21 protein-coding genes and 1 pseudogene are annotated in these 20,904 nt (G+C 71.2%); 6 read left to right on the forward strand and 16 right to left on the reverse strand.

What is annotated here, in order from left to right; translation table 11 throughout:
* Positions 1-64 precede the first annotated feature (64 nt).
* Together cydD and cydC are read left to right on the forward strand one after the other, a co-directional pair.
* Positions 65-1,768 carry a thiol reductant ABC exporter subunit CydD gene (gene cydD, locus QQA12_RS07375; protein ID WP_226050341.1) on the forward strand — a complete coding sequence of 568 codons (1,704 nt, stop codon included), beginning with the start codon at positions 65-67 and terminating at the stop codon, positions 1,766-1,768.
* On the forward strand, positions 1,765-3,453 hold the full coding sequence (cydC, locus tag QQA12_RS07380) for a thiol reductant ABC exporter subunit CydC (RefSeq protein WP_226050342.1): 1,689 nt from the start codon (positions 1,765-1,767) through the stop codon (positions 3,451-3,453). Before cydD ends, cydC begins: the two co-directional genes overlap by 4 nt.
* A 144-nt stretch (positions 3,454-3,597) precedes the next feature.
* On the opposite strand, the gene QQA12_RS07385 is transcribed toward cydC, so the two are convergent.
* The 13 genes and pseudogenes from QQA12_RS07385 to ccmA form a co-directional block, all read right to left on the reverse strand.
* A complete protein-coding gene (locus QQA12_RS07385; RefSeq protein WP_226050343.1) occupies positions 3,598-4,503 on the reverse strand; it encodes a DNA ligase in 906 nt (301 codons plus the stop codon).
* Positions 4,504-4,609: 106 nt separating this feature from the next.
* On the reverse strand, positions 4,610-5,731 hold the full coding sequence (locus QQA12_RS07390; RefSeq protein ID WP_226050344.1) for a homoserine O-acetyltransferase: 1,122 nt from the start codon (positions 5,729-5,731) through the stop codon (positions 4,610-4,612).
* A 178-nt stretch (positions 5,732-5,909) separates the two neighbouring features.
* A complete protein-coding gene (locus tag QQA12_RS07395) occupies positions 5,910-6,617 on the reverse strand; it encodes a class I SAM-dependent methyltransferase (RefSeq protein ID WP_226050345.1) in 708 nt (235 codons plus the stop codon).
* 22 nt (positions 6,618-6,639) lie between these two features.
* Positions 6,640-7,662, reverse strand: a complete 1,023-nt coding sequence (locus tag QQA12_RS07400; RefSeq protein ID WP_226050346.1) for a tetratricopeptide repeat protein — start codon at positions 7,660-7,662, stop codon at positions 6,640-6,642.
* Entirely contained in the window at positions 7,656-8,105 is a 450-nt protein-coding gene (locus QQA12_RS07405) for a cytochrome c-type biogenesis protein (protein WP_054668652.1), read from the reverse strand. Before QQA12_RS07405 ends, QQA12_RS07400 begins: the two co-directional genes overlap by 7 nt.
* Positions 8,105-8,614: a DsbE family thiol:disulfide interchange protein gene (locus QQA12_RS07410; RefSeq protein WP_232522679.1), complete on the reverse strand. Its 510-nt coding sequence runs from the start codon at positions 8,612-8,614 to the stop codon at positions 8,105-8,107. Before QQA12_RS07410 ends, QQA12_RS07405 begins: the two co-directional genes overlap by 1 nt.
* Before the next feature lie 95 nt (positions 8,615-8,709).
* Positions 8,710-10,638, reverse strand: coding sequence for a heme lyase CcmF/NrfE family subunit (locus QQA12_RS07415; protein WP_226050347.1), 1,929 nt, complete (start codon positions 10,636-10,638; stop codon positions 8,710-8,712).
* Positions 10,639-11,106, reverse strand: a complete 468-nt coding sequence (ccmE, locus tag QQA12_RS07420; protein ID WP_054665118.1) for a cytochrome c maturation protein CcmE — start codon at positions 11,104-11,106, stop codon at positions 10,639-10,641. It lies immediately after the preceding gene.
* Positions 11,103-11,219 (reverse strand): annotated as a pseudogene (locus QQA12_RS07425) (hypothetical protein); the annotation flags it as partial. The gene ccmE and the pseudogene QQA12_RS07425, both read right to left, overlap by 4 nt.
* 59 nt (positions 11,220-11,278) lie before the next feature.
* A complete protein-coding gene (gene ccmC / locus QQA12_RS07430; RefSeq protein WP_054665123.1) occupies positions 11,279-12,031 on the reverse strand; it encodes a heme ABC transporter permease CcmC in 753 nt (250 codons plus the stop codon).
* A 141-nt stretch (positions 12,032-12,172) separates the two neighbouring features.
* The gene (azu, locus tag QQA12_RS07435; protein WP_056932681.1) at positions 12,173-12,628 is read right to left on the reverse strand and encodes an azurin; all 456 of its coding nucleotides are present in this window, start codon (positions 12,626-12,628) and stop codon (positions 12,173-12,175) included.
* A gap of 250 nt (positions 12,629-12,878) precedes the next feature.
* Positions 12,879-13,574, reverse strand: coding sequence for a heme exporter protein CcmB (ccmB, locus tag QQA12_RS07440; RefSeq protein WP_054665129.1), 696 nt, complete (start codon positions 13,572-13,574; stop codon positions 12,879-12,881).
* Positions 13,571-14,227: a heme ABC exporter ATP-binding protein CcmA gene (gene ccmA, locus QQA12_RS07445; protein WP_226050349.1), complete on the reverse strand. Its 657-nt coding sequence runs from the start codon at positions 14,225-14,227 to the stop codon at positions 13,571-13,573. Before ccmA ends, ccmB begins: the two co-directional genes overlap by 4 nt.
* A 161-nt stretch (positions 14,228-14,388) precedes the next feature.
* Here ccmA and QQA12_RS07450 point away from each other — a divergent pair, with 161 nt between their 5' ends.
* From QQA12_RS07450 to QQA12_RS07465, 4 genes are all read left to right on the forward strand, one after another.
* A complete protein-coding gene (locus tag QQA12_RS07450) occupies positions 14,389-15,537 on the forward strand; it encodes a pyridoxal phosphate-dependent aminotransferase (RefSeq protein WP_054665134.1) in 1,149 nt (382 codons plus the stop codon).
* Positions 15,534-15,878: a hypothetical protein gene (locus tag QQA12_RS07455; protein WP_226050350.1), complete on the forward strand. Its 345-nt coding sequence runs from the start codon at positions 15,534-15,536 to the stop codon at positions 15,876-15,878. The genes QQA12_RS07450 and QQA12_RS07455 overlap by 4 nt, the downstream gene beginning before the upstream one ends.
* Positions 15,871-16,668: an amidohydrolase gene (locus QQA12_RS07460; protein WP_226050351.1), complete on the forward strand. Its 798-nt coding sequence runs from the start codon at positions 15,871-15,873 to the stop codon at positions 16,666-16,668. Before QQA12_RS07455 ends, QQA12_RS07460 begins: the two co-directional genes overlap by 8 nt.
* A 105-nt stretch (positions 16,669-16,773) precedes the next feature.
* Entirely contained in the window at positions 16,774-17,205 is a 432-nt protein-coding gene (locus QQA12_RS07465) for a hypothetical protein (RefSeq protein ID WP_054665142.1), read from the forward strand.
* Positions 17,206-17,406: 201 nt separating this feature from the next.
* Here QQA12_RS07465 and QQA12_RS07470 read toward each other — a convergent pair whose 3' ends face one another.
* From QQA12_RS07470 to QQA12_RS07480, 3 genes are read right to left on the reverse strand one after another with little or no spacing between them, the layout of a single operon-like run.
* A complete protein-coding gene (locus tag QQA12_RS07470) occupies positions 17,407-19,008 on the reverse strand; it encodes a pseudouridine synthase (RefSeq protein ID WP_226050352.1) in 1,602 nt (533 codons plus the stop codon).
* Complete coding sequence (scpB, locus tag QQA12_RS07475) at positions 19,005-19,853, reverse strand: SMC-Scp complex subunit ScpB (RefSeq protein WP_226050353.1); 849 nt, start codon at positions 19,851-19,853, stop codon at positions 19,005-19,007. Before scpB ends, QQA12_RS07470 begins: the two co-directional genes overlap by 4 nt.
* A gap of 16 nt (positions 19,854-19,869) precedes the next feature.
* A complete protein-coding gene (locus tag QQA12_RS07480; RefSeq protein ID WP_054665149.1) occupies positions 19,870-20,772 on the reverse strand; it encodes a ScpA family protein in 903 nt (300 codons plus the stop codon).
* Positions 20,773-20,904: the final 132 nt, after the last annotated feature.

Raw genomic sequence — 20,904 nt, forward strand, 5'->3', positions numbered from 1 at the left:
CCGCGCGCGTGGATGCCATCATGCGCGTCCCGGCGAATCGATCCCTCCCTGCAGGTTGCCCGTCTTGAGTGAAATCCCACCCCCGGCCGATGCCGCGCGCCAGCAGCGTCGCCGGCACCAGCAATGGCTGTCCGCGCTGGCCGCCACCGCATGCGGGCAGCAGCGGATCGCGGCGCTGGCGGCCTGCCTGTCCGGCGCGCTGCTGGTGGCGCAGGCCGCTGCGATCGCCTGGCTGGTCCAGGCCGTGCTCGTCGAGCACCGCCCGCTGGCGCAGCTTGCCCCGGTGTTCGGTGCACTGGCGCTGGTCCTGCTGTCGCGCAGCGCGCTGGGCGGGCTGGCGCAGAAGGCGGCCGGCGAGGTTGCCGATGCCGCGCGGCTGGCGCTGCGCGAGCAGGTCTACCGGCGCCTGTTCGAGCGCGGACCGCTGTGGCTGCGGCGCCAGCGCAGCGGTGAACTGGGCGAGCTGCTGCTCGCCCATGGCGACGCCATCGAGGGCTACTACGCCGGGTTCCAGCCGGTCCGTGTCGAGGTGATGGTGGTGCCGCTGCTGATCGTGGCAGCGGTGGCCTGGGTCGACTGGACGGTGGCGCTGATCCTGCTGTGCACCGGGCCGCTGGTGCCGGTGTTCATGATGCTGGTGGGACTGGGCGCGGAAGCGGCCGGTCGTGAGCAGCTGCAGGAACTGGCGCGCATGGGTGGGCATTTTGCCGACCGCATCAAGGGCCTGGGCCTGTTGCGCCTGTACGGGCGTGGCGAGGACGAACTGGCCGGTATCGCCGCCGCCGCGGAGGGCGTGCGCGTACGCAGCATGAAGGTGCTGCGCATCGCCTTCCTGTCCTCCACCGTGCTCGAGTTCTTCGCCTCGGTGAGCGTGGCGATGGTGGCCCTGTACCTGGGCCTGAGCTACCTGGGCATGCTGGCGCTGCATGCCACGGTGCCGACGCTGGGCACGGGCGTGTTCTGCCTGCTGCTGGCGCCGGAGTTCTATGCGCCGCTGCGGCGCCTGGCCACGCACTATCACGACCGCGCCAACGCGCTGGCCGCCGCCACCGAAGTCGAGCGCCTGCTCGACGGCGGCGACCCGGCGGCGGACGCCACCGTGCCCGTGCCCGCCGTGCGCGTGCCGGAACCGGCGCAGGCGCGTGCGCCGCTGCTGGCGGCGGCGGCGCTGGTGCTGCGCCCCATCGGCGCCGGCCACGACGTGGTGACGGATTTCTCGCTGGACATCGATGCGGGACAACGCCTGGCCCTGGTCGGGCCCAGTGGCAGCGGCAAGAGCACCGTGCTGGAGGCGCTGGCGGGCTGGTTGCCGCCGCGGGGCGGGCGCATCGCGCTGCGCGACGGCGTGCGCGTGGGCTACGCCGGTCAGCGTCCATACCTGTTCCACGGTTCCATCGCCGACAACCTGCGCCTGGCCGATCCCGGCGCCAGCGACGTGCGGCTGCGCGCGGTGGCCGAGGCCGCGCAGGTGATGCGCTTCGCCGCGCAGTTACCCAAGGGACTGGACACGGTGATCGGCGAACGGGGGTTCGGCCTGTCCGGTGGCGAGGCCCGGCGCATCGGGCTGGCGCGGCTGCTGCTGCGCGATCCGGACCTGTTGCTGCTGGACGAGCCCACCGCCTTCCTGGATCCGCGGACCGAGGCCGACCTGCTGCAGTCGCTGGCCTGTTTCACCCGTGGCCGCGCGGTGCTGATGGCCACCCACAGCGCGACGGCGATGCAGTGGGCCGATCGCGTGGTGCGGCTGCATGAGGAGGTCCGCGCATGAGCGGCGACGATTCCCTGCGCGCGGTGTTCGCGCGGCATCGCGTACGGCTGCTGCTGGCGGTGGTCCTGCTGTTGCTGACGATGCTGGCCGGGGTCGGCCTGCTGGGGCTGTCCGGCGGCTTCCTGACCGCCGCCGCGCTGGCCGGGGCGCTGGGCGCAGGGACCACCTTCAACTTCTTCTCGCCCTCGGCGGGGATCCGCGCCCTGACCTTCGTGCGCATCGTTTCGCGCTACTTCGAGAAGCTGGTCGGCCATGACGCGACCCTGCGCATCGCCCGCGACCTGCGGGTGTGGTTCTTCCGCCGGGCGTTGCCGCTGGCGCCGGCACGCCTGGGCGGCACGCGTACCGGCGAACTGCTCGCGCGGCTGATGTCCGATATCGGCGAGGTCGATGGCCTGCTGGTGCGCGCGGTGGGGCCGCTGCTGGCGCTGGCCGGCATCGCCCTGGCCAGCATCGCCGTGGCCGCCGCCATCCATTGGCCGGCGGCGGTGGCGTTGCTGCTGCTGTCGCTGCTGATCGGCATCGGCGTGCCGTTGCTGGCGGTGCACAGCGGCGACGCGGGCGAAGCCGAGCGCGCGCGGCATCGTACCCGGCTGCGCACGCTGGCCTACGAAGGCCTGGAAGGCGCCGCCGACCTTGCCGCGCTGGACGCGCGCGATGCCTGGCGCGCACGCGTCGACGGCGCGGCGCGCCAGCTCGCCGGCGACGACCACCGCCGCCGCGGCCGCCTGATCGCCGGCAACGTGCTGCACTCGGCCTGCGCCGGGCTCGGCCTGCTGGCAATGCTGTGGCTGGCGCTTTCCGCCTTCCAGGACGGCCGGGTGACGGCGCCGCTGGCCGCCGCGCTGGTGTTCCTGACCGTGGCGTTGCTGGAAGTCGCGGCCGGGTGCGGGCTGGCCTGGCAGGCGCTGCAGTCGGCACGCGTATCGGCCGGGCGCCTGCAGGCCATCGTCGAGCAGCAGCCCTCGGTATCCGACCCGGCGCATCCGCGTCCGCTGCCGGCGCCGCCGGCCACGCTTTCGTTCGAGCAGGTGGTGTTCGCCTGGCCCGGGGAGAGCCGGCGCGTGCTCGACGGCATCGACCTGCAGATACGGCCCGGCGAGCGCATCGCCATCGGCGGTGACAGCGGCTGCGGCAAGACCACGCTGTCGGCCCTGCTGCTGCGGCTGTGGGACCCGCAGGCGGGGGCGGTGCGCTGGGGCGGGGTGGACCTGCGCGAGGTCGCGCAGGACGATTGGCATCGCCATGTCGCCTGGTTGCCGCAGGGCGCGCCGGTGTTCGCCGGCAGCATCGCCGACAACCTGCGCCTGGGCCAGCCGCAGGCCGACGAGGCGCGGTTGTGGGCGGTGCTCGAACAGGTAAGGCTGGGCGACTGGGCGCGCCGGCAGGGCGGGTTGTCGGCCTGGGTCGGCGAGAACGGCGCCACCATGTCCGCAGGCCAGGCGCGCCGCCTGGCGATGGCACGCGCGTTGCTGCGCGACGCCCCGCTGATGGTGCTGGACGAACCGACCGAAGGCCTGGACGTGGATACCGCCGAGGCGCTGCTGGTCGACATGGCCGCGGCCCTGGGCCCGCGCAGCCTGCTGATGATCACCCACGGCCACCTGCCCGACGGGGTGGTGCACCGCCAGTACCGGTTGCAGCGGGGGCGTCTGCTGGAAGTGGGTGGCGAGGCGCAGGGCTGAGGCCGGCAGGAACCGGGTGCCGGCCGCGACCGGCACCCTCGCTGCGTCCCCGGTCGAAGGTGGCGTTTTCCCCGTGCGGGCCGTGCCGGGCAACCGGCCGGCGTGCACCTGACGCACGCCAGCCGCAGGCCGTAATGCGCGTGGTCATCGATAGCGGGTGCCGCTGCCTGGTGGTGAGGGGGCCGGGGTGCGCCGGAGGCGTTTGTCCGTTTGCGCCGGCGCTTCCTCGCGCACGCGCAGGAAGCGGGCGAAGCGTGGCAGGCCGTTGGCGGTCAAACCGGTGTAGCGATAGGTGACCAGGCTGCCGATCGCCGGGGGTGCCATGCGCTGCGCGTCCTTGAAGCCGCTGCCGATGCGGAAGCGGACGCCATCGGCGCGCTCCACCAGCAATGCACCCAGCATGCCGGCGTACCGGCCCTTGCCGGGCAGGTGCGCGACCACCCGCGCGTCGGCATCGCTCCAGGGCTTGAGCTTGAGCAGGCCGGCGCTGCGGCCGGCAATGTAGCGGTTGTCCTGGTGGTGCAGCATCAGCCCTTCGCCACCGGCGGCAACGGTGGCCTCCAGCTGGCGACGCAGTGCGGGGGTGTCGGCGATGCGTTGTTGCGGGATCAGCTCCAGCGTCGGCGAGGCGGTGCGCTCGAACAGGACGCGCAGGGCTGCCAGGCGCTGGTCGAAGGTGCCGGGGTGTGCGGGCAGGTCGAAGACCATCAGGCGCAGGCTCCGCCAGGCGGCCGCATCGGGCGGGTAGCGGCGCACGGTGCTGCTGGCGTGTTCGAAGCGGCCGCGCCCCGCCCACAGTTCGCCGTCCAGGGGCTGCCGCGGCCAGCCGCGGGTGAAACCGTCCGGGGCGTCGATGCGGTTGCCGGCGCGGGTCCACAGTGCATGCCCGTCCCAGCGTGCGCGGACGCCGTCGAGCTTCTCGCTCACCCAATACCGGGAGACGTCCGGCCCGTCGCGCCATTGGCTGGCCAGCATCGGCGACGGCGCGGCCGCGGCAGCGCTCCATGGCAGCAGCAACAGGTACAGCAGCACGGTCGGCAGGTGTCGCATGCGCCCTCCAGGCGGTGGCGGAGGGACAGCATGGGGGCGCAGCCGGGGTGCCGGCATCGGGCGCAGGCGGCGTGCGGTGTGGGCCTATGCCACACCGCACCGTCGGTCAAAGGCCGGGGAGCGTATCGAGGAAGCCGCCTACCGCCGGGCCGAAACGGTCGTAATCCACCAGGAAGGCGTCATGGCCCTGCGGCGAGTCCATGCCGATGAACTGTGCGTCGGCACCGCCCGCGCGCAGGCCGTCGGCGATCTGCTGCTGCTGTTCGACCGGGAACAGGATGTCGGTGTTGGCGCCGATGGCCAGCACCCGTGGCACGTGGATCTTCGCCAGCCCGGCCATGACGTCGCCGTCGCCGTACTCGGCCAGGTCGAACCAGTCCATCGCACGGCCCAGGTACAGGTAGCAGTTGGGGTCGAAGCGGCGCACGAAGCGGCGTGCGTGGCCTTCCAGGTAGCTTTCCACCTGGAACTCGAGGCCGAACGGATCGTCGTCGCCCTGCTCGGAATCCAGCCGCACGCGGCCGAAACGGCCGTCCCACTCCAGTGCCGAACGATAGGTGATGACACCCAGCTTGCGCGCCATGCGCATGCCCGATTCCGGGTAGTGGGCGTCGTCGTAGTCGCCGCCATTCCAGGCCGGGTCGAGGCGGATGGCCTCGCGCTGCAGCGAGCGGATGGCGATGGAGAAGGGCAGGGCCTGCGCGCTGCCGGAAATGTTGATGTGGGTGCGGGCGATGCCCGGGTGCTGCAGCAACAGGGCCAGCGCGGTCATGCCGCCCATCGAGTTGCCGATCAGGCACGCCAGCTGCTGAATGCCGAGTGCGCGCACCACCCCGGCGGCCGCGTTGGCGATGTCCTCCACCGACAGTTCGGGGAACGACAGCCGGTACGGCCTGCCGGTGGCCGGATCCAGCGAGGCCGGGCCGGTGGAGCCCTTGCAGCTGCCCAGCGAGTTGACGCAGACCACGAACCAGCGGTCGGTATCGATCGGCTTGCCGGGGCCGAGCATCGGCTCCCACCAGCCGGGCGCGGGGTTGCCGGGATGGCTGGCGGCGTGGGCGTCGGGCGACAGCCCGGTGACGATCAGGATGGCATTGCCGGCATCGGCGGCCAGCGTGCCCCAGGTTTCGTAGGCGATGCGCGCGCCATGCAGCTGGCCGCCACGCTTCATCGGGAATGGCGAGGCCAGTGCGTGGAAACGGCTGCCTTCGGGGATGAACTCGGTCATCTGCCGATTCTACCGGCCGTGCACCGATACGGGGATGGCACGCAATGCCCCGGCGTTATCAGGGCATGAGCCGTGGTTACCACGGCCGCGGTGATCGGTGCCGCAGCTGTCGCCGCATGATGGTGCCAGCAGCCGGAACGGAAGCGGGCGGGCGCTGCGGCGCGCCGGTTGCCGGGACTCAGCGGGCCTGATCGGCGCGCATGGACAGCCAGCCGTGGATCAGCCCGGCCTGGAAGAACGGCACGGGGGGCTGGAAACCGCCCGCGGCGATGATTGAAGCGATCTGCTCCGGGGGCAGTATCCCGACATCCCGGGCATAGGCGGCACGCATGCGCTCCAGGGCGTCGGCCGGAACGTCGGCTGCGGCCATCAGGCTCATCCATGCGCGCAGAAGCACCTCGTAGGCGGGCGACTGCACGTCCGAGGCCAGGTCGGAGCTTGCGAGCATCGCGCCCGGTGCGAGCCGGCGCGCGATGCCCTGGAAGAACCCGGAGCGGGCTGCCGGATCGAGAATGAACTGGGATACCAGGAAGCAGGTGGCCGCGTCGAAGCTGGCCGTGTCCGGGAGCGATTCCAGATAGCCTTCATGGAAGTGGCAACGCGCCGAAATACCCTCCCGTTCGGCCGCCTGGCGGCACAGGGCGAGCATCGCGCCGGACGGTTCCACCGCGGTGAACCGCCAGCCGGGATGCTGCCGCGCGAGATGCATCAGCTCCGCGCCGGTTCCGAGCCCCACGCAGAGGATGCGCGCATCCGGCGGCAGCGTGGCGAAGGCCGAATCCAGCAGCAGGTGCAGGCAATCGCGGATCGGGTGGGTCTTGGCCCACTGCGCGTCGTAGCCGGCCGCCTGTTGGTCGAACAGCAGTTTGATTTCGTCCTGGTTCACCGCATCCGCTCCGACGTGTGGGTCACGGTTGGCCGAGCGTGATCCGCAGCGGCTCACCCGCAGGCAGGACGACCTTCACCGGTACCGATTCCACGTCGCCGTCCTGGCGCATCGCGGTGCCGCTGGCGGACAGTCGCGCGAATACCTCCACCTCGCCCAGCGCGGACAGCTTCTGAGTCGGCATCGGGCTGTCGCCGTCGTCGAGCGTGACCGTGAGCGGTCCGGCCTGCACCGGGTGGCGTTCGACCGCGACCGGCATCGGCGGGCCGCCGGGAACGCGGGCGATGACGAACACCGTGTCCTTGCCGGCGGCGACGCGCGCCTGCAGCGACGGTGCCAGGGTGACCTGCACGGTGATGGCATGGGCGCCGGCGCTGCCGGCCGCGGGGGGAGCCAGGGCGGGCGTGGAAGGCGGCATCCCGGCGTCGGCACGGGCGGCGTCGATCTGTTCGCGCAGCGCCGCGGCGGCATTGGGTTCCAGCCGCGGCAGCAGGCTTTCCCAGGTGCGCACGGCGGCTTCGTCCTGGCCGCGCTGGCGCTGCACGATGCCGATCAGCCAGATCGCGCGCTGGTTGTCCGGCGCCACCTTGCGGGCGCGTTGCAGCCATTCCACGCCGGTGTCGTCGAACAGCATTTTCGGATGTGCGCGGGCGCGCGCCTGCGCCGCTTCGATCAACAGCTCGGGCTGGTCGGGGTCGAGCTTCAACGCGCGCTCGAACGAGGCGGCGGCATCGGCCACACGCCCGAGCTCGAGCTGCGAGCGGGCCAGCAGAACCCAGCCTTCGGTGCGCTCGGGGTGCTCGTCGAGCACCGCGCGCAGCTGTTCGACCGCCTGCTCCAGGCTCTGCGGCGGCGCCTCGTCCGGCGCCTGCAGCGCCGCCGGCGTGCCCAGCCACAGGTACAGGCCCACGGTGGCGACCGCGATCGAGCCGACCAGGGTGCCCCAGATGGCGCGCTTGCCGGCGCGCAGCAGCGGCCACAGCATGGCGCCGCCGGCAATGATGGCCAGCAGTGCGGCCAGCGACAGGAATACCGCCTTCACCATTCGCGTTCATCCTGGTTGGCATCCGCGGCGGCCGGGGCGGGCGCGACGCGCCCACGCCGGCTCACGTGCACGAACAGCAGCACCGCGCCGGCCACCAGCAGGACGCCGGGGCCCAGCCACAGCAGCAGGGTGCTGCCTTCCATGCGCGGGCGGTAGAGCACGAATTCGCCGTAGCGCTCGACCAGGAACTGCTTGATCTGCGCATCGCTGCGGCCTTCGCGCATCAGGTTGAGGACCTCGCGGCGCAGGTCGTGGGCGATCTGCGCGTTGGAGTCGGCCAGCGACTGGTTCTGGCATTGCACGCAGCGCAGTTCGGCGGCCAGCGCGTGGAAGCGCGCTTCCTCGGCACGGTCGCGGTACTGCAGCGGGGCCGGATCACCCATCGGCTGCGCCATCGCCAGCCAGGGCAGGCACAGCGCGAGCAGCATGGCCGCCAGCCGCATCATCGCGCGGTCTTCCCGCCGGCGCCGGCCTCGATCTTCTCCAGCGCCGGGATCAGCTGCCGGTCGAGCACGTCCTGGGTGATGGCGCCGCTGTACTTCCAGCGCACGATGCCGCTGCCGTCCACCAGGAAGGTCTCCGGCGCGGCGGCGATGCCCCAGTCCAGCGCGGTGCGGCCTTCTTCGTCGGCCACCACCACCATGTAGGGATTGCCCAGCTGTTCCAGCCAGCGCAGGGCGTCGGCGCGCTCGTCCTTCCAGTTGTAGCCGATCACGCGCACGCGCTTGGTCTCGGCGAACCGGGTGAGGATCGGGTGCTCGTCGCGGCAGGTCGGGCACCAGCTGCCCCACACGTTGAGCAGGTAGGGCGCGCCGCGCAGGTCGTGGCCGCTGACCTTGACCGCGGGGTCGTGCAGCACCGGCAGCGAGAAGTCCGGCGCGGGCTTGCCGATCAGCGCCGAGGGCAGGCTGTCACGGTCGGGCCGGTCGGAACGGCTCACGCCATAGAGCATCAGGCCGACCAGGCCCAGGAAGAACAGCGCGCCGATGATCAGTGCGACCGGCGGCAGGCGGTGGGGAGGATTCGGAGTGGGCGAGGTGTCGGACATCAGGATTTCTCGGGCAGCCGGCGGAAGCGGCGGTCGACGGCGGTGACGAAGCCACCCAGGGCCATCAGCAGCGCGCCCAGCCAGATCCAGCGGACGAAGGGCTTGACCTGCACGCGGACCGCCCAGGCACCATCGCCCAGCGATTCGCCGAGTGCAACATACACATCGCCGCCCAGCGCCGGATGGATGCCGGCCTCGGTCATCGGCATGCCGCCGCTGGCGTACATGCGCTTTTCCGGGTGCAGCAGGGCGACCTCGCGGTCGCCGCGGAATACACGCACGTGGCCGCGGTCGGAGTGGTAGTTGGGGCCGTCGCTGGCGTCCACGCCCTCGAATGCCAGGCGGTAGCCGCCGGCCTCGACCGCGCTGCCCGGCGTCAGCGCCACTTCATGCTGGATGCTCAGCGACTCCACCAGCAGCGCGCCGACCAGGAACACGGCGATGCCGGCATGGGCGATCAGCATGCCCCAGGTCTCGGCGTTGGGACGGCCACCGCCGCGCAGGCGCTGCCACAGCACGTACACGGTGCCGGCGCCCACCCATGCCGCGGCGGTGATGCCGACGGCGGTCTTGAGCTTGCCCTGCGGCGCCATGAACCAGGCCACCACGCCCAGCAGCACGGCCAGCACCGCCCATGGCGCCAGCAGGGCGAGCGGGCGCAGGCCCTGTTCGCGCTGCCAGCGGGTCAGCGGGCCGAACGGCAGCAGCAGCACCAGCGGCGCCATCAGCAGCAGGAACAGCGTGCCGAAGTAGGGCGGCCCCACCGAGACCTTGCCCAGGTCCAGCGCATCTGCCAGCAGCGGGTACAGCGTGCCCAGCAGCACCATGGCGCAGGCACAGCTGAGCAGCAGGTTGTTGGCCAGCAGCAGGCTTTCGCGCGAATTGAGCGCGTAGGCGCGGCGCGGATCGGCCGGGCCGCCCATCGCAGGGGCCCGCAGCGCGTAGAGCAGCAGCGCGCCACCGATCACCAGCGCCAGGAACACCAGGATGAACAGGCCGCGTGCCGGGTCGGCGGCGAACGAGTGCACGCTGGTCAGCACGCCCGAGCGCACCAGGAAGGTGCCCAGCAGCGACAGCGCGAACGCGGTGATGGCCAGCAGCAGGGTCCAGCCGATGAACACGCCGCGCTTTTCCGTGGCGGCCTGCGAATGCAGCAGCGCCGCGCCGGCCAGCCATGGCATGAAGCTGGCGTTCTCCACCGGGTCCCAGAACCACCAGCCGCCCCAGCCCAGTTCGTAGTAGGCCCACCAGCTGCCCAGCGCGATGCCCAGGGTGAGGAAGGCCCAGGCCACGTTGGTCCACGGCCGGGTCCAGCGCAGCCAGCGCACGTCGATGTGGCCATCGAGCAGGGCGGCGACGGCAAAGGCGAACGGCACCGCGAAGCCGACATAGCCCAGGTAGAGCATCGGCGGGTGGATGATCAGGCCCGGGTCCTGCAGCAGCGGGTTCAGGTCGCGGCCCTCGACCGGCGCCGGCAGCAGCCGCTCGAACGGATTGGAGGTGAACAGCAGGAACGCCAGGAAGCCCACGCTGATCAGGCCCATCACCGCCAGCACGCGCGCCATCACCGGCGGCGGCAGGCGCCGCGAGAACCCGGCCACCGCCGCGGTCCACAGCGCCAGCACCAGCGTCCACAACAGCAGCGAGCCCTCGTGCGCGCCCCATACCGCCGAATAGCGGTAGATCATCGGCAGCAGCGAATTGGAATTCTCGGCCACGTAGCGCAGCGAGAAATCCTGGCGCACGAAGGCCGCGGTCAGCACCACGAACGCGCCCAGCACCATGACCAGCTGCAGTGCCGCGGCCGGGCGCGCGATGGCGATGAAGGGGGCGATGCCGCGCTGCGCGCCGACCAGCGGCAGGACGCTCTGCAGCAGTGCCGCCAGCAGCGCGAGGATCAGCAGGACCTGTCCGATCTCGGCGAGCACTCAGCGCGACTCCGCCGGCGTGGCCGTGGCCGGAACCTGGTGCTTGTCATGGGCCACGCCCATCTTGTCGGCCAGTTCCTTGGGCATGTAGGTCTCGTCGTGCTTGGCCAGGACGTCCTCGGCCACGAACACGCCGCCGGCCATGCGCCCGGTGGCGACCACCGCCTGGCCCTCGCGGAACAGGTCCGGCAGGATCTTGTCGTAGGTCACCGGCAACCGCGCGTCGCCATCGGTCACCTCGAAGCGCGCCAGCAGCGCGCCCGGGGCGCGCTGGAACGAGCCCTTGGCGACCATGCCGCCGAGGCGGAAGCGCGCGTCGGGCGCGACCTTGCCGGCCTTCACCTCGGCCGGGGTGTACAGATAGGCGATGTTGCGCTGCAGGGCGGTGGCCACCAGCGCGGCGGCGATGCCGGCCACGGCAAGCACCAGCAGCACCAGCAGCAGGCGGCGGCGTTGGACGGGACTCATCGGCTCAGTTCCTCGTCGCCGGGCGCCGCGGCCGCGGCATTGCGGCTGGAGCGCGCCAGGCGGTTGCGTACCTCGCGCAGCTGCCGCCGCACCTGCAGGCGCGGGATGGCGAAATCCCAGGCCAGGACCACGAAGAACACCGCATAGGCCAGGGCCACGTACTGGAAGTAGGTCATGTCAGTTTCTCCACGCGCTCGCGTACCCAGGCCTTCCCGGCCTCGCGGCGCAGGTTGTCGGCACGGGCGCGGGCCAGCAGCGAGCCGGCGAACCAGAACTTGGTGGCCAGCACCATCAGCCACAGCGGCAGGATCATGCTGTCGTCCATGCTGGACTCGCCGAACATGCGGATGGTCTGGCCCTGGTGCAGCGAGTTCCACCACACCACCGAATAGCGGATGACCGGCAGCAGCACCACGCCGACGATGGACAGCAGCCCGGCGGCGCGGGCGGCGGCGCGGCGGTCGTCGATGGCGCCATACAGGCCCATCACCCCCAGGTACAGGAACAGCAGGATCAGCTCGGTGGTCAGGCGCGGGTCCCAGTCCCACCAGGTGCCCCACATCGGCTTGCCCCAGATGCTGCCGGTAAGCAGGGTGATCAGGGTGAAGGCGGCGCCGATCGGCGCGCAGGCCATGGCCAGGATCTCGCACAGCTTGACCCGCCAGACCAGGGCGATGGTGCTGTAGAACGCCATCAGCCCGAACACGAACAGGCTCATCCAGGCCGAGGGCACGTGGATGTAGAGGATGCGGAAGCTGTCGCCCTGCTGGTAGTCGGCCGGCACCACCGCCAGCGCCTGCCACAGGCCGAAGGCGAACAGCGGCAGCGACGCCACGTAGCACCATGGCGACCAACGGGCGGCGAATGCGTCGAAATAGGCAGGGGACCCCAGCCGATGGAACCAACCTGGCAAACCTTTGAACATCCGCTCGCTCGTCGAGGAAAACGATGGCGGGGTGGACCCCTCCCACCCCGTTGCCGGGCACCGCGAAGCACGTGCGCCCGGCGGCTCGTGAAGATTAGCCGAAGACGGCGCGGTTGGCACGGCCAGCCCGCGCCGTGGCGGTCACTTCAGGGTGAGCGTGCCCTTCATCAGCGCCGCGTGGCCTGGGAAGCTGCAGAAGAAGGACAGCGGCGCGCCGGCGGCAGTGAGCTTGGCCACCGGGATGCTGAACGAGGTGCTTTCGCCGCCGCCGACCACCTTGCTGTGGGCGATCACGCGGGTGTCCCCGGCCTTGACGTAGTCGGCCGCCAGCCCGGCCTTGATGCCGTCGGCATCGATGCCGTTCATGTCGGCGGCCTTGGCGACGACCACGTTGTGGCCCATCACGTTCTTGGCCATCTTGCCGGTGTGCTTGAGGTTGATGGTGAAGCTGGAGCAGCTCTTGGGTACGTCGATGTTGGCCATGTTGTAGCGCATGGCGTCGTTGCCCTCCAGGTTCACCGAGCAGCTGCCTGCGGCATGGGCGGCACCGGCGGCACCGAGGGCCAGGGTGGAGGCGAGGATCAGTTTGCGGAACATCTTCAAAGCTCCTGTCTGCGGGGATGGGCACGCGGCTGCGGGCGAATGGCCGGCCATGCTGTCGCCGGCGTTCGGGGTTGGCAAGCGACGCAATGTCGCAGGCCCGGAGCATGCGCCGGATGCTGCATGCCCGGTCTTCACACGGCCCCGAACGCCGGGCCGGCATGGCGCCAGCACGGCTCCGGCGCAGCCGCCCGCGACGGCCACCGGCGGCGCCCGTATGCCGTGGTCGTGGGAGCCCCCGGGAGGGTCAGGAGTTGGCGATGCGGATCGCTGCCGCGGCGGTCAGCGGCGCCAGCAGCAGGCTGACCACCAGCCCGGCGCCGAGCAGCAGCAGCGCGCCGCTGGCGTCGAAGCCCTGCGCTGCCGCGGCCACCGCGCCGGCACCGAACACCAGCACCGGCACGTACAGCGGCAGCACCAACAGCGCCAGCAGGATGCCGGAACGGCGCATGCCCACGGTGAGCGCGGCAACCACCGCGCCGAGCAGGCTCAGCAGCGGCGTGCCCAGCGCCAGCGACGCCACCAGCACCGGCAGCTGCGCGCGCGGCAACTGCATCAGTTCGGCCAGCAGCGGGCTGACCAGCACCAGCGGGAAGGCGGTGGTCAGCCAGTGCGAGAACACCCGCACCGCGACCAGCCACGGCAACGGCACCGGCGACAGCAGCCATTGCTCCAGCGAACCGTCCTCGGCATCGCCGCGGAACAGGGTGTCCAGCGACAGCAGCCCGGCCAGCAGCACCGACAGCCACAGCACCGCCGCGGCCACCCGCTGCAGCAGGTCAGGATTGCCGCCCAGGGCCAGGGCGAACAGGGCCACGACCAGCAGCGCGAACAGGATCGGCTGCGCGGCGTCGCCGCGGCGCCGCCACAGCAGCTTCAGGTCGCGCGCGAGCAGCGCCCGGGCGGCGTCGAGCAGCGAGGGCTGCGGGCCGGGCAGGCTCATGCGGCGGCCTCCACCGCGGCCGAGCCGAGGGTGAGCGTGCGGTTGCGCACCGGTGGCGCGGCGTAGGCGCCATGGGTGGTGACCAGGGCGGCGCCGCCGCTGCGCAGGTGTGCTGAAATCATGCGGTTGACCAGGTTGATGCCGTCCAGGTCGAGGTTGGCGTAGGGCTCGTCCAGCAGCCACACCGGTGCCGGCGACAGCCACAGCCGGGCCAGCGACAGGCGCTTTTTCTGGCCGGCCGACAGCTGCCGCACCAGGGTGTCCTCGTAGCCGGCCAGGCCGACGATGGCCAGCGCGTTGCCGGGCATCTGCCGCACCCGGCGGCCCTGCAGGCCGCACAGCACGTGCAGGTTCTCCAGCGTGCCCAGGTCCTGCTTGAGCGCGGGCAGGTGGCCCAGGTAGGCGATGTAGCGCGAGCGGTCGCCGGCGCCGGCGGCACGGCCGTCGATGTGGATCGTGCCTTCGTCGGCGCGCAGCAGCCCGGCGAGCACGCGCAGCAGGGTGGTCTTGCCGGCGCCGTTGCCACCCTGTACCAGCAGCGCCTCGCCGGCGTCCACGTGCAGGTCCAGGGGCCCGAACACCGGGTCGTCGTTGCGGGTGAAGCGCAGTCCGCGCGCGTCTAGCAGCGGCGGGGTGTTCAGGGTCGCGGTCATCGGATCGGGCGCTTCCGTCCTTGGGTGGGAGCGCAGGCAGGCTGGCGCATCGGGCGCGACATTATAGGCATTGCCGCCGGTGCCGAAGCGCGGGCCGGGCGGCCGTTGCCGCCGGCATTGCGTAAACTCGTCGTTTCCCTTCCCCCGACGCCGACGCATCGATGCAACCGCAGACCAAGCTGCCCAAGGTGGGCACCACCATCTTCACCGTGATGTCGCAGCTGGCCGCCGAGCACGGCGCGGTCAACCTGGGCCAGGGCTTCCCGGATTTCCCGGCGCCGCAGCGCCTGATCGACGAGACCGCCAGGGCCATGCGCGAGGGCCTGAACCAGTACGCGCCGATGACCGGCGTGGCGCCGCTGCGCCAGGCCATCGCGCAGAAGGTACTGGACTGCTACGGCGCGCAGGTCGACCCGGACACCGAGATCACGGTGACGTCCGGCGGCACCGAGGCGATCTTCAACGCCATCCATGCGGTGGTACGGGCCGGCGACGAGGTCATCGTGCTCGATCCGGCCTACGACTGCTACGAGCCGGCCATCGACCTGGCGGGCGCGCGCGCGGTGCATGTGGCGCTGGACCCGCGGACCTTCGCCGTGGACTGGGACAAGGTGCGCGCGGCGATCACGCCCAAGACGCGCATGCTGATGGTCAACACCCCGCACAACCCGTCCGGCGCGATGCTCTCGGCCGCCGACATGCAGGCGCTGGCCGACGTGCTGCGCGGCACCGGCATCTACCTCATCTCCGACGAGGTCTACGAGCACATCGTCTACGACGGCGCCCGCCACGAATCGGCGCTGCGCTACCCGGAGCTGCGCGAGCGCGCCTTCGTGATCTCCAGCTTCGGCAAGACCTACCACTGCACCGGCTGGAAGATCGGCTACGCCATCGCCCCGCCGGCGCTGAGCGCCGAGTTCCGCAAGGTGCACCAGTACAACACCTTCACCACCTACGGCCCGGCCCAGTATGGTTTCGCGGCGATGATCCGCGATGAGCCGGAGCACCACCTGGAACTGGGTGCGTTCTACCAGGCCAAGCGCGACCGGTTCCGCGAGCAGCTGCTGACCACGCGGCTGCAGCCGCTGCCGGTGCCGGGCGGTTACTTCCAGCTGGTGGACTATTCGGCCATCAGCGACCTGCCGGACCATGAGTTCGTGAAGTGGCTGACCATCGACAAGGGCGTCACCGCGATCCCGCTGTCGCCGTTCTACGAAACCGCGCCGGCCGGGCAGCGCCTGGTGCGGCTGTGCTTCGCCAAGAACGACGCCACGCTGGATGCGGCGATCGAGCGCCTGGTGAAGCTGTGACCGAGGAGCCGCTTGGCAACGACTGGAAACTGAAGTTGCGCTATGGGCGCGCCACCACGCCATTCCAGCATTATTCGCTCGTCGCCGACCGCGTTGCCGGCGCGCTCACGGACGGCTTCCAATGCCGTCCGGGGCCGGCGGTGATGGCGATGAAGGGATGGGCCACGGATGCGGACGAGGCCGTGGACATGCTCCGTTTCATCTGCGGCAAGGTCGGCTTCGAGATGGCGGGGCGGGTTGAAATCCACGAGACACCGCCGGACCAGCCGCCGCGCGGAAATCCTTTCGGCTACGACCTCGCGTTCGTGCCTTATGACGGTGAGGGTGATACCGATGAATGACCTCCGTATTTCACTGGTACAGGGCGACACCCGCTGGCACGACCCGGCAGGCAACCGCGGGCACTATGCGGCCCTGCTGGCGCCGCTGGCCGGCAGCACCGACCTGGTGATCCTGCCGGAGACCTTCACCAGCGGCTTTTCCAACGACGCCATCGACAAGGCCGAGGACATGGACGGCGCGACCGTGCGCTGGATCCGCGAACAGGCCCGTACACTGGGCGCGGCGGTCACCGGCAGCGTGCAGCTGCGCGTCGATGGCGGGGTCTTCAACCGCCTGCTGTGGGCCACGCCCGATGGCGAGCTGCGGCACTACGACAAGCGCCACCTGTTCCGCTATGCCGGCGAGCACAAGCGCTATGCCGCCGGGCGCGAGCGCCTGTGCGTGGAGCTGAAGGGGTGGCGGATCAATCCGCAGATCTGCTACGACCTGCGTTTCCCGGTGTTCTGCCGCAACCGCTACGACGTCGAGCGCCCCGGGCAGATGGATTTCGACCTGCAGATCTTCGTCGCCAACTGGCCGTCGGCGCGCGCCCATGCCTGGCGCACGCTGGCGCGCGCGCGGGCGATCGAGAACCTGTGCTACGTGGCCGTGGTCAACCGCGTGGGCGTGGACGGCAACGGCCTGCATTACGCAGGTGACAGCGCGCTGATCGACTTCCTGGGCCAGCCGCAGGTGGAAATCCGCGAGCGCGAGCAGGTGGTGACCACCGTGGTCTCGGCGCAGGCGCTGGCCGAGCACCGCGAGCGCTTCCCGGCGATGCTCGATGCCGATGCCTTCACCCTGGGCTGACCCGGGGCGACGCTGAACGCCGGCCGGATGGCGCGGCCGGTACCTGTCTGCGGACGCGGGCGCGCTGCTAGGCTCGCCGCGTCCCTTGCGAGTGGAGAACGAACCATGAAGATCCTGGCGGGAGCCCTGCTGCTGGCGGCTGGTGTCGTTGCGCCGTCCGCGCACGCGGCCGGCAACATCGACTGCGAACTGCGTTTCAATCTGTCCGGCTGGTCGATCTTCTACAAGACCGCCACCGGCAACGGCACCATCACCTGCGACAACGGCGCCAGCATCCCGGTGAAGATCCGTGCCAAGGGCGGCGGCCTGACGGTCGGCAAGTCCACGGTCAGCGATGGCCGCGGCAAGTTCACCGGCGCCTATAGCGTCAACGACCTGATCGGCACCTACGGTGGGGCCGAGGTCCATGCCGGCGCATCCCGTTCCAGCAACGCCCAGGTGGTGACCAAGGGCGACATTTCGCTGGCCCTGGCCGGTACCGGCCGTGGCTGGGATCTGGGCGTGGGTTTCGGAAAATTCGTGATCGAACGGCGCTGAGCCGGTGTGCGCGTGACCGGCGTGGCGGCCGCAGCGTCCGTCCGCCGCGGGCAACGCGCCCAACATCACCCGCGGCCCGCTCACGCCGGGTGACAGCGACTGCGGCAACGGGCGTGTAGCGCCCCTACGCGAACGCCCGGCGCTGGGCCGGGCGTTCGCAGTCATGCGCGGGCAGGCGGGCCGTGGCGGCCGGCCTGCGCATCAGCCGCCGCGCGGCCCGCGACCGCCGCCGCCGGGACGACCACCACCGCCGGGACGACCACCGCCCGGGCGGCCCGCCGGACGGCCGCTGCCGCCGGGACGGTTGCCGCCGCGCGGCGCGCCGGAAGGACGGTTGCCGGCCGGACGCGCGCCGTACGGGCTGAAGCCCGGGTTGGCGTGGTCGGACGGGAAGCTCGGGGCATTGCCCGGATGGCCGTAGGGATGCTTGCGCTGACCCTGGCCTTGGCCCTGCCCCTGACCGGCGGACTGGCCGCCGCCCTGCGGACGCCCCTGGCCACTGCCGGTGCGCCCGGCGCCGCCGGCACCCGGGCGCGGCTTGCCGTACGGGCGGCCCTGGCCTTCGCCGGCCGGGCCACGGCCGGGGCCGCGGTTGCCGGACGGACCGGCGTTGCGGTGGCCGCTGGGCCCGGTGCTCACGCCTTCGGGCACGTACCAGGTGCGGAACGCGGCGGGATTGCCTTCCGGCAGGCTGCGGTCGCCCTTGGGCTTGCGCTGCTTGAACGGCTTCTGCGACTGCTTGGCCGCCGCTTCGCCGCTGACGGTCAGGCCGCCCTTGAAGCCGCCGCCCTTGCCGCCACGGCCACGGCCGCGGTCTTCGCGCAGGGTGTCGAAGCGGCGCAGTTCGCGGCCTTCGTCGGCGGTGTTGTGGCCGTTGACGTAGGCATTGCCGCGGCCGCCTTCGCGCACGCGCACGGTGGTCTTGGCCGCCTTGCGCTGGCCTATCACCGGCTGCAGGGTCAGCGCCGACGGCGCGCCTTCTTCCAGCTTCAGCTCGGCGCGCAGCGCCTCGACCTGGGCATTGGGCAGTTCCACCGACTGTCCGCGCAGCAATTCGCGCGGCAGTTCGACCTTGCCGTAGCGGGTGCGCTTGAGGCGGCTGACCTGGCAGCCCTGCGATTCCCACAGGCGGCGCACTTCGCGGTTGCGGCCTTCCTTGACCACCACCCGGAACCAGTCATGCGAGTCGGTGCCGCCGATGCGTTCGATCTCGTCGAACTTGGCCGGGCCGTCTTCCAGCGCGACGCCGCGGGCGAGGCGGTCGACGACGTTGTCCGGCACCTTTTCCTGGCCTTCCGGGGCGCGCACGCGCACCACGTACTCGCGCTCGACCTCGAACGACGGGTGCATCATGGCGTTGGCCAGCTCGCCGTCGGTGGTGAGCAGCAGCAGGCCGGTGGTGTTGATGTCCAGGCGGCCGATGGCGATCCAGCGCGCGCCCTTGAGCGGCGGCAGCGACTCGAACACGGTCGGGCGGCCTTCGGGGTCCTCGCGGGTGGTCACTTCGCCTTCGGGCTTGTTGTAGACCAGTACGCGCGACGGGTCGGTCAGCGCGCTGGCGACGAAGCTGCGGCCGTCGAGGTCGATCTTGTCGCCGCTCTTGACCGACATGCCGGTCTGCGCGGTCTCGCCGTTGACCTTGACCAGGCCGTCGGCGATGCGCTGCTCCAGCGCGCGGCGCGAGCCCAGGCCGGCCTGGGCCAGGACCTTGTGCAGGCGTTCTTCCAGCCGGGGCTGCTCGACAGCGGCTTCGCGCTTGAGCGAGAGCTTGTTCAACGACGGCTTGCGGGGGGTGTCACTCATTCTGTTTGGCTCCGGCCGGCGCTTTCTTCGTCGGCCTCAGGTTCGGGATCGGCTTCGTCAACAGCCACGGTCGTCGTCGCGACGGCGTTGTTTCCGGTGTCTTCCACTTCCGCCGCGCGCTCTCCCGGCGCGGCGTCGGGTTCGCCCGTGGGGGCGGTGTCGGGTGCGGCGTCCCCGTCGTCCGGGGCTGCCGCGGTGTCGGTGTCGCCGTGGCCGGCATCATCGTCCGCTGCGGCGGCTTCGGGGGTGGCCGCGGCGGCGGCGAGCGGGGCGGCCAGCTGGCCGTCGTCGCCCAGCGGCAGCTGCGGCTCCAGTTCGCCGATGTCGCGCAGTTCGGACAGCGGCGGCAGTTCGTCCAGGCGCTTGAGGCCGAAGTAGTCCAGGAACGCGCGGGTGGTGCCGAACAGCGCCGGCTTGCCGGGCACGTCGCGGTGGCCGACCACGCGGATCCATTCGCGCTCTTCCAGCGCCTGGATGATGTTGCTGCTGACCGCCACGCCACGCACCTGCTCGATCTCGCCGCGGGTGATCGGCTGGCGGTAGGCGATCAGGGCCAGCGTCTCCAGGGTGGCGCGGGTGTAGCGGGTCTTGCGTTCGGTCCACAGCCGCGAGACCCAGCCATGCACCTCGCGGGTGATCTGGTAGCGGAAGCCGGAGGCGACCTCGACCAGCTCCACGCCGCGTCCCTGGCAGCCTTCGCGCAGCAGTTCCAGCGCGCGTTCGACGCTGCCCGGCGGCGCCGGCTGCTCCTCGGGGAACAGCTCCTGCAGCTGCGCCAGGGTCAGCGGCTGGCTGGAGGCCAGCAGCGCGCCTTCGACGATGCGGTTGATCAGCGGTTGATCCATGTGTCGGGAATGTCGCTCAGGCGGGGTCGGTGGTGTCGGCGTCGTCGAATTCGCTCGAAAACTGCAGCGGCGCGTTGGTGTTGCCGGCGGCCAGCGATTTCACGTAGATCGGCGCCAGCGGCGCTTCCTGGACGATGTCCAGCAGCTGTTCCTTGGCCAGTTCCAGCAGCGCCAGGAAGGTGACCAGCACGCCGAGCTTGCCTTCCTCGGCGGTGAACAGGGTCTCGAAGCGGTAGAACTTGCCGTCCTCGAGCTGTTCCAGCACGTCCCCCATGCGCTGGCGCACGCTCAGTGCCTCGCGCTTGATGGCGTGGCCGCTGAACAGCTCGGCGCGCTTGAGCACGTCGTGCAGGGCCAGCAGCATTTCCTTCAGGTCCACCGGCGGCGGCACCTTCACCGTGGTCCGGTCCGGCACGAAGGCGTGGGCCGGGGTGGTATCGCGGTCCTGGCGGGGCAGGGCGTCGATGTCCTCGGCGGCCTGCTTGAAGCGTTCGTACTCCTGCAGCCGGCGCACCAGCTCGGCGCGCGGGTCGGCTTCCTCGCCATCCTGGCTGGGCGGGCGCGGCAGCAGCATGCGCGACTTGATCTCGGCCAGCATCGCGGCCATCACCAGGTACTCGGCCGCCAGCTCGAAGCGCAGCTCCTGCATGACGTTGATGTACTCGACGTACTGGCGGGTGATCTCGGCGACCGGGATGTCCAGGATGTCCAGGTTCTGCCGGCGGATCAGGTACAGCAGCAGGTCCAGCGGGCCTTCGAAGGCGTCGAGGATGACTTCCAGCGCATCCGGCGGGATGTACAGGTCCTGCGGGATCTGCAGGACCGGCTGCCCATGCACCACCGCCAGCGGCATTTCCTGCTGCTGCGGAACGGTGGGCGGCGCTGGCGGGTTCGCGACGGGCGCGAGTTCTGAAGTCATCAGGGCGACATCGGGTGTTGCGAGCCTTTACGTTCCGGGTTCCCGCCCGGGACAGGGTCCAGCCTTCTGGATTGAAAGCCATGCGCGCCTGTCCGGCGTGCGTGCACATCAACAACGCGACATGCCGCGCTG

Origin of the sequence: Stenotrophomonas sp. 17(2023), from assembly GCF_030345315.1 — a bacterium.
GTDB lineage: Bacteria > Pseudomonadota > Gammaproteobacteria > Xanthomonadales > Xanthomonadaceae > Stenotrophomonas > Stenotrophomonas acidaminiphila.

Bases quoted from the DNA above. Each gene is read 5' to 3' on its own strand.
- QQA12_RS07410 (WP_232522679.1), bottom strand. From the start codon at position 8,614: ATGCTCTATGGCGTGAGCCGTTCCGACCGGCCCGACCGTGACAGCCTG.
- QQA12_RS07385 (WP_226050343.1), bottom strand. From the start codon at position 4,503: ATGCGACACCTGCCGACCGTGCTGCTGTACCTGTTGCTGCTGCCATGG.
- azu (WP_056932681.1), bottom strand. From the start codon at position 12,628: ATGTTCCGCAAACTGATCCTCGCCTCCACCCTGGCCCTCGGTGCCGCC.
- cydC (WP_226050342.1), top strand. From the start codon at position 1,765: ATGAGCGGCGACGATTCCCTGCGCGCGGTGTTCGCGCGGCATCGCGTA.
- scpB (WP_226050353.1), bottom strand. From the start codon at position 19,853: ATGGATCAACCGCTGATCAACCGCATCGTCGAAGGCGCGCTGCTGGCC.
- ccmC (WP_054665123.1), bottom strand. From the start codon at position 12,031: ATGTTCAAAGGTTTGCCAGGTTGGTTCCATCGGCTGGGGTCCCCTGCC.
- QQA12_RS07405 (WP_054668652.1), bottom strand. From the start codon at position 8,105: ATGCGGCTGGCGGCCATGCTGCTCGCGCTGTGCCTGCCCTGGCTGGCG.
- QQA12_RS07400 (WP_226050346.1), bottom strand. From the start codon at position 7,662: ATGGTGAAGGCGGTATTCCTGTCGCTGGCCGCACTGCTGGCCATCATT.
- QQA12_RS07460 (WP_226050351.1), top strand. From the start codon at position 15,871: ATGAATGACCTCCGTATTTCACTGGTACAGGGCGACACCCGCTGGCAC.
- ccmE (WP_054665118.1), bottom strand. From the start codon at position 11,106: ATGAGTCCCGTCCAACGCCGCCGCCTGCTGCTGGTGCTGCTGGTGCTT.
- QQA12_RS07465 (WP_054665142.1), top strand. From the start codon at position 16,774: ATGAAGATCCTGGCGGGAGCCCTGCTGCTGGCGGCTGGTGTCGTTGCG.
- ccmB (WP_054665129.1), bottom strand. From the start codon at position 13,574: ATGAGCCTGCCCGGCCCGCAGCCCTCGCTGCTCGACGCCGCCCGGGCG.
- QQA12_RS07390 (WP_226050344.1), bottom strand. From the start codon at position 5,731: ATGACCGAGTTCATCCCCGAAGGCAGCCGTTTCCACGCACTGGCCTCG.
- QQA12_RS07450 (WP_054665134.1), top strand. From the start codon at position 14,389: ATGCAACCGCAGACCAAGCTGCCCAAGGTGGGCACCACCATCTTCACC.
- QQA12_RS07480 (WP_054665149.1), bottom strand. From the start codon at position 20,772: ATGACTTCAGAACTCGCGCCCGTCGCGAACCCGCCAGCGCCGCCCACC.
- QQA12_RS07470 (WP_226050352.1), bottom strand. From the start codon at position 19,008: ATGAGTGACACCCCCCGCAAGCCGTCGTTGAACAAGCTCTCGCTCAAG.
- ccmA (WP_226050349.1), bottom strand. From the start codon at position 14,227: ATGACCGCGACCCTGAACACCCCGCCGCTGCTAGACGCGCGCGGACTG.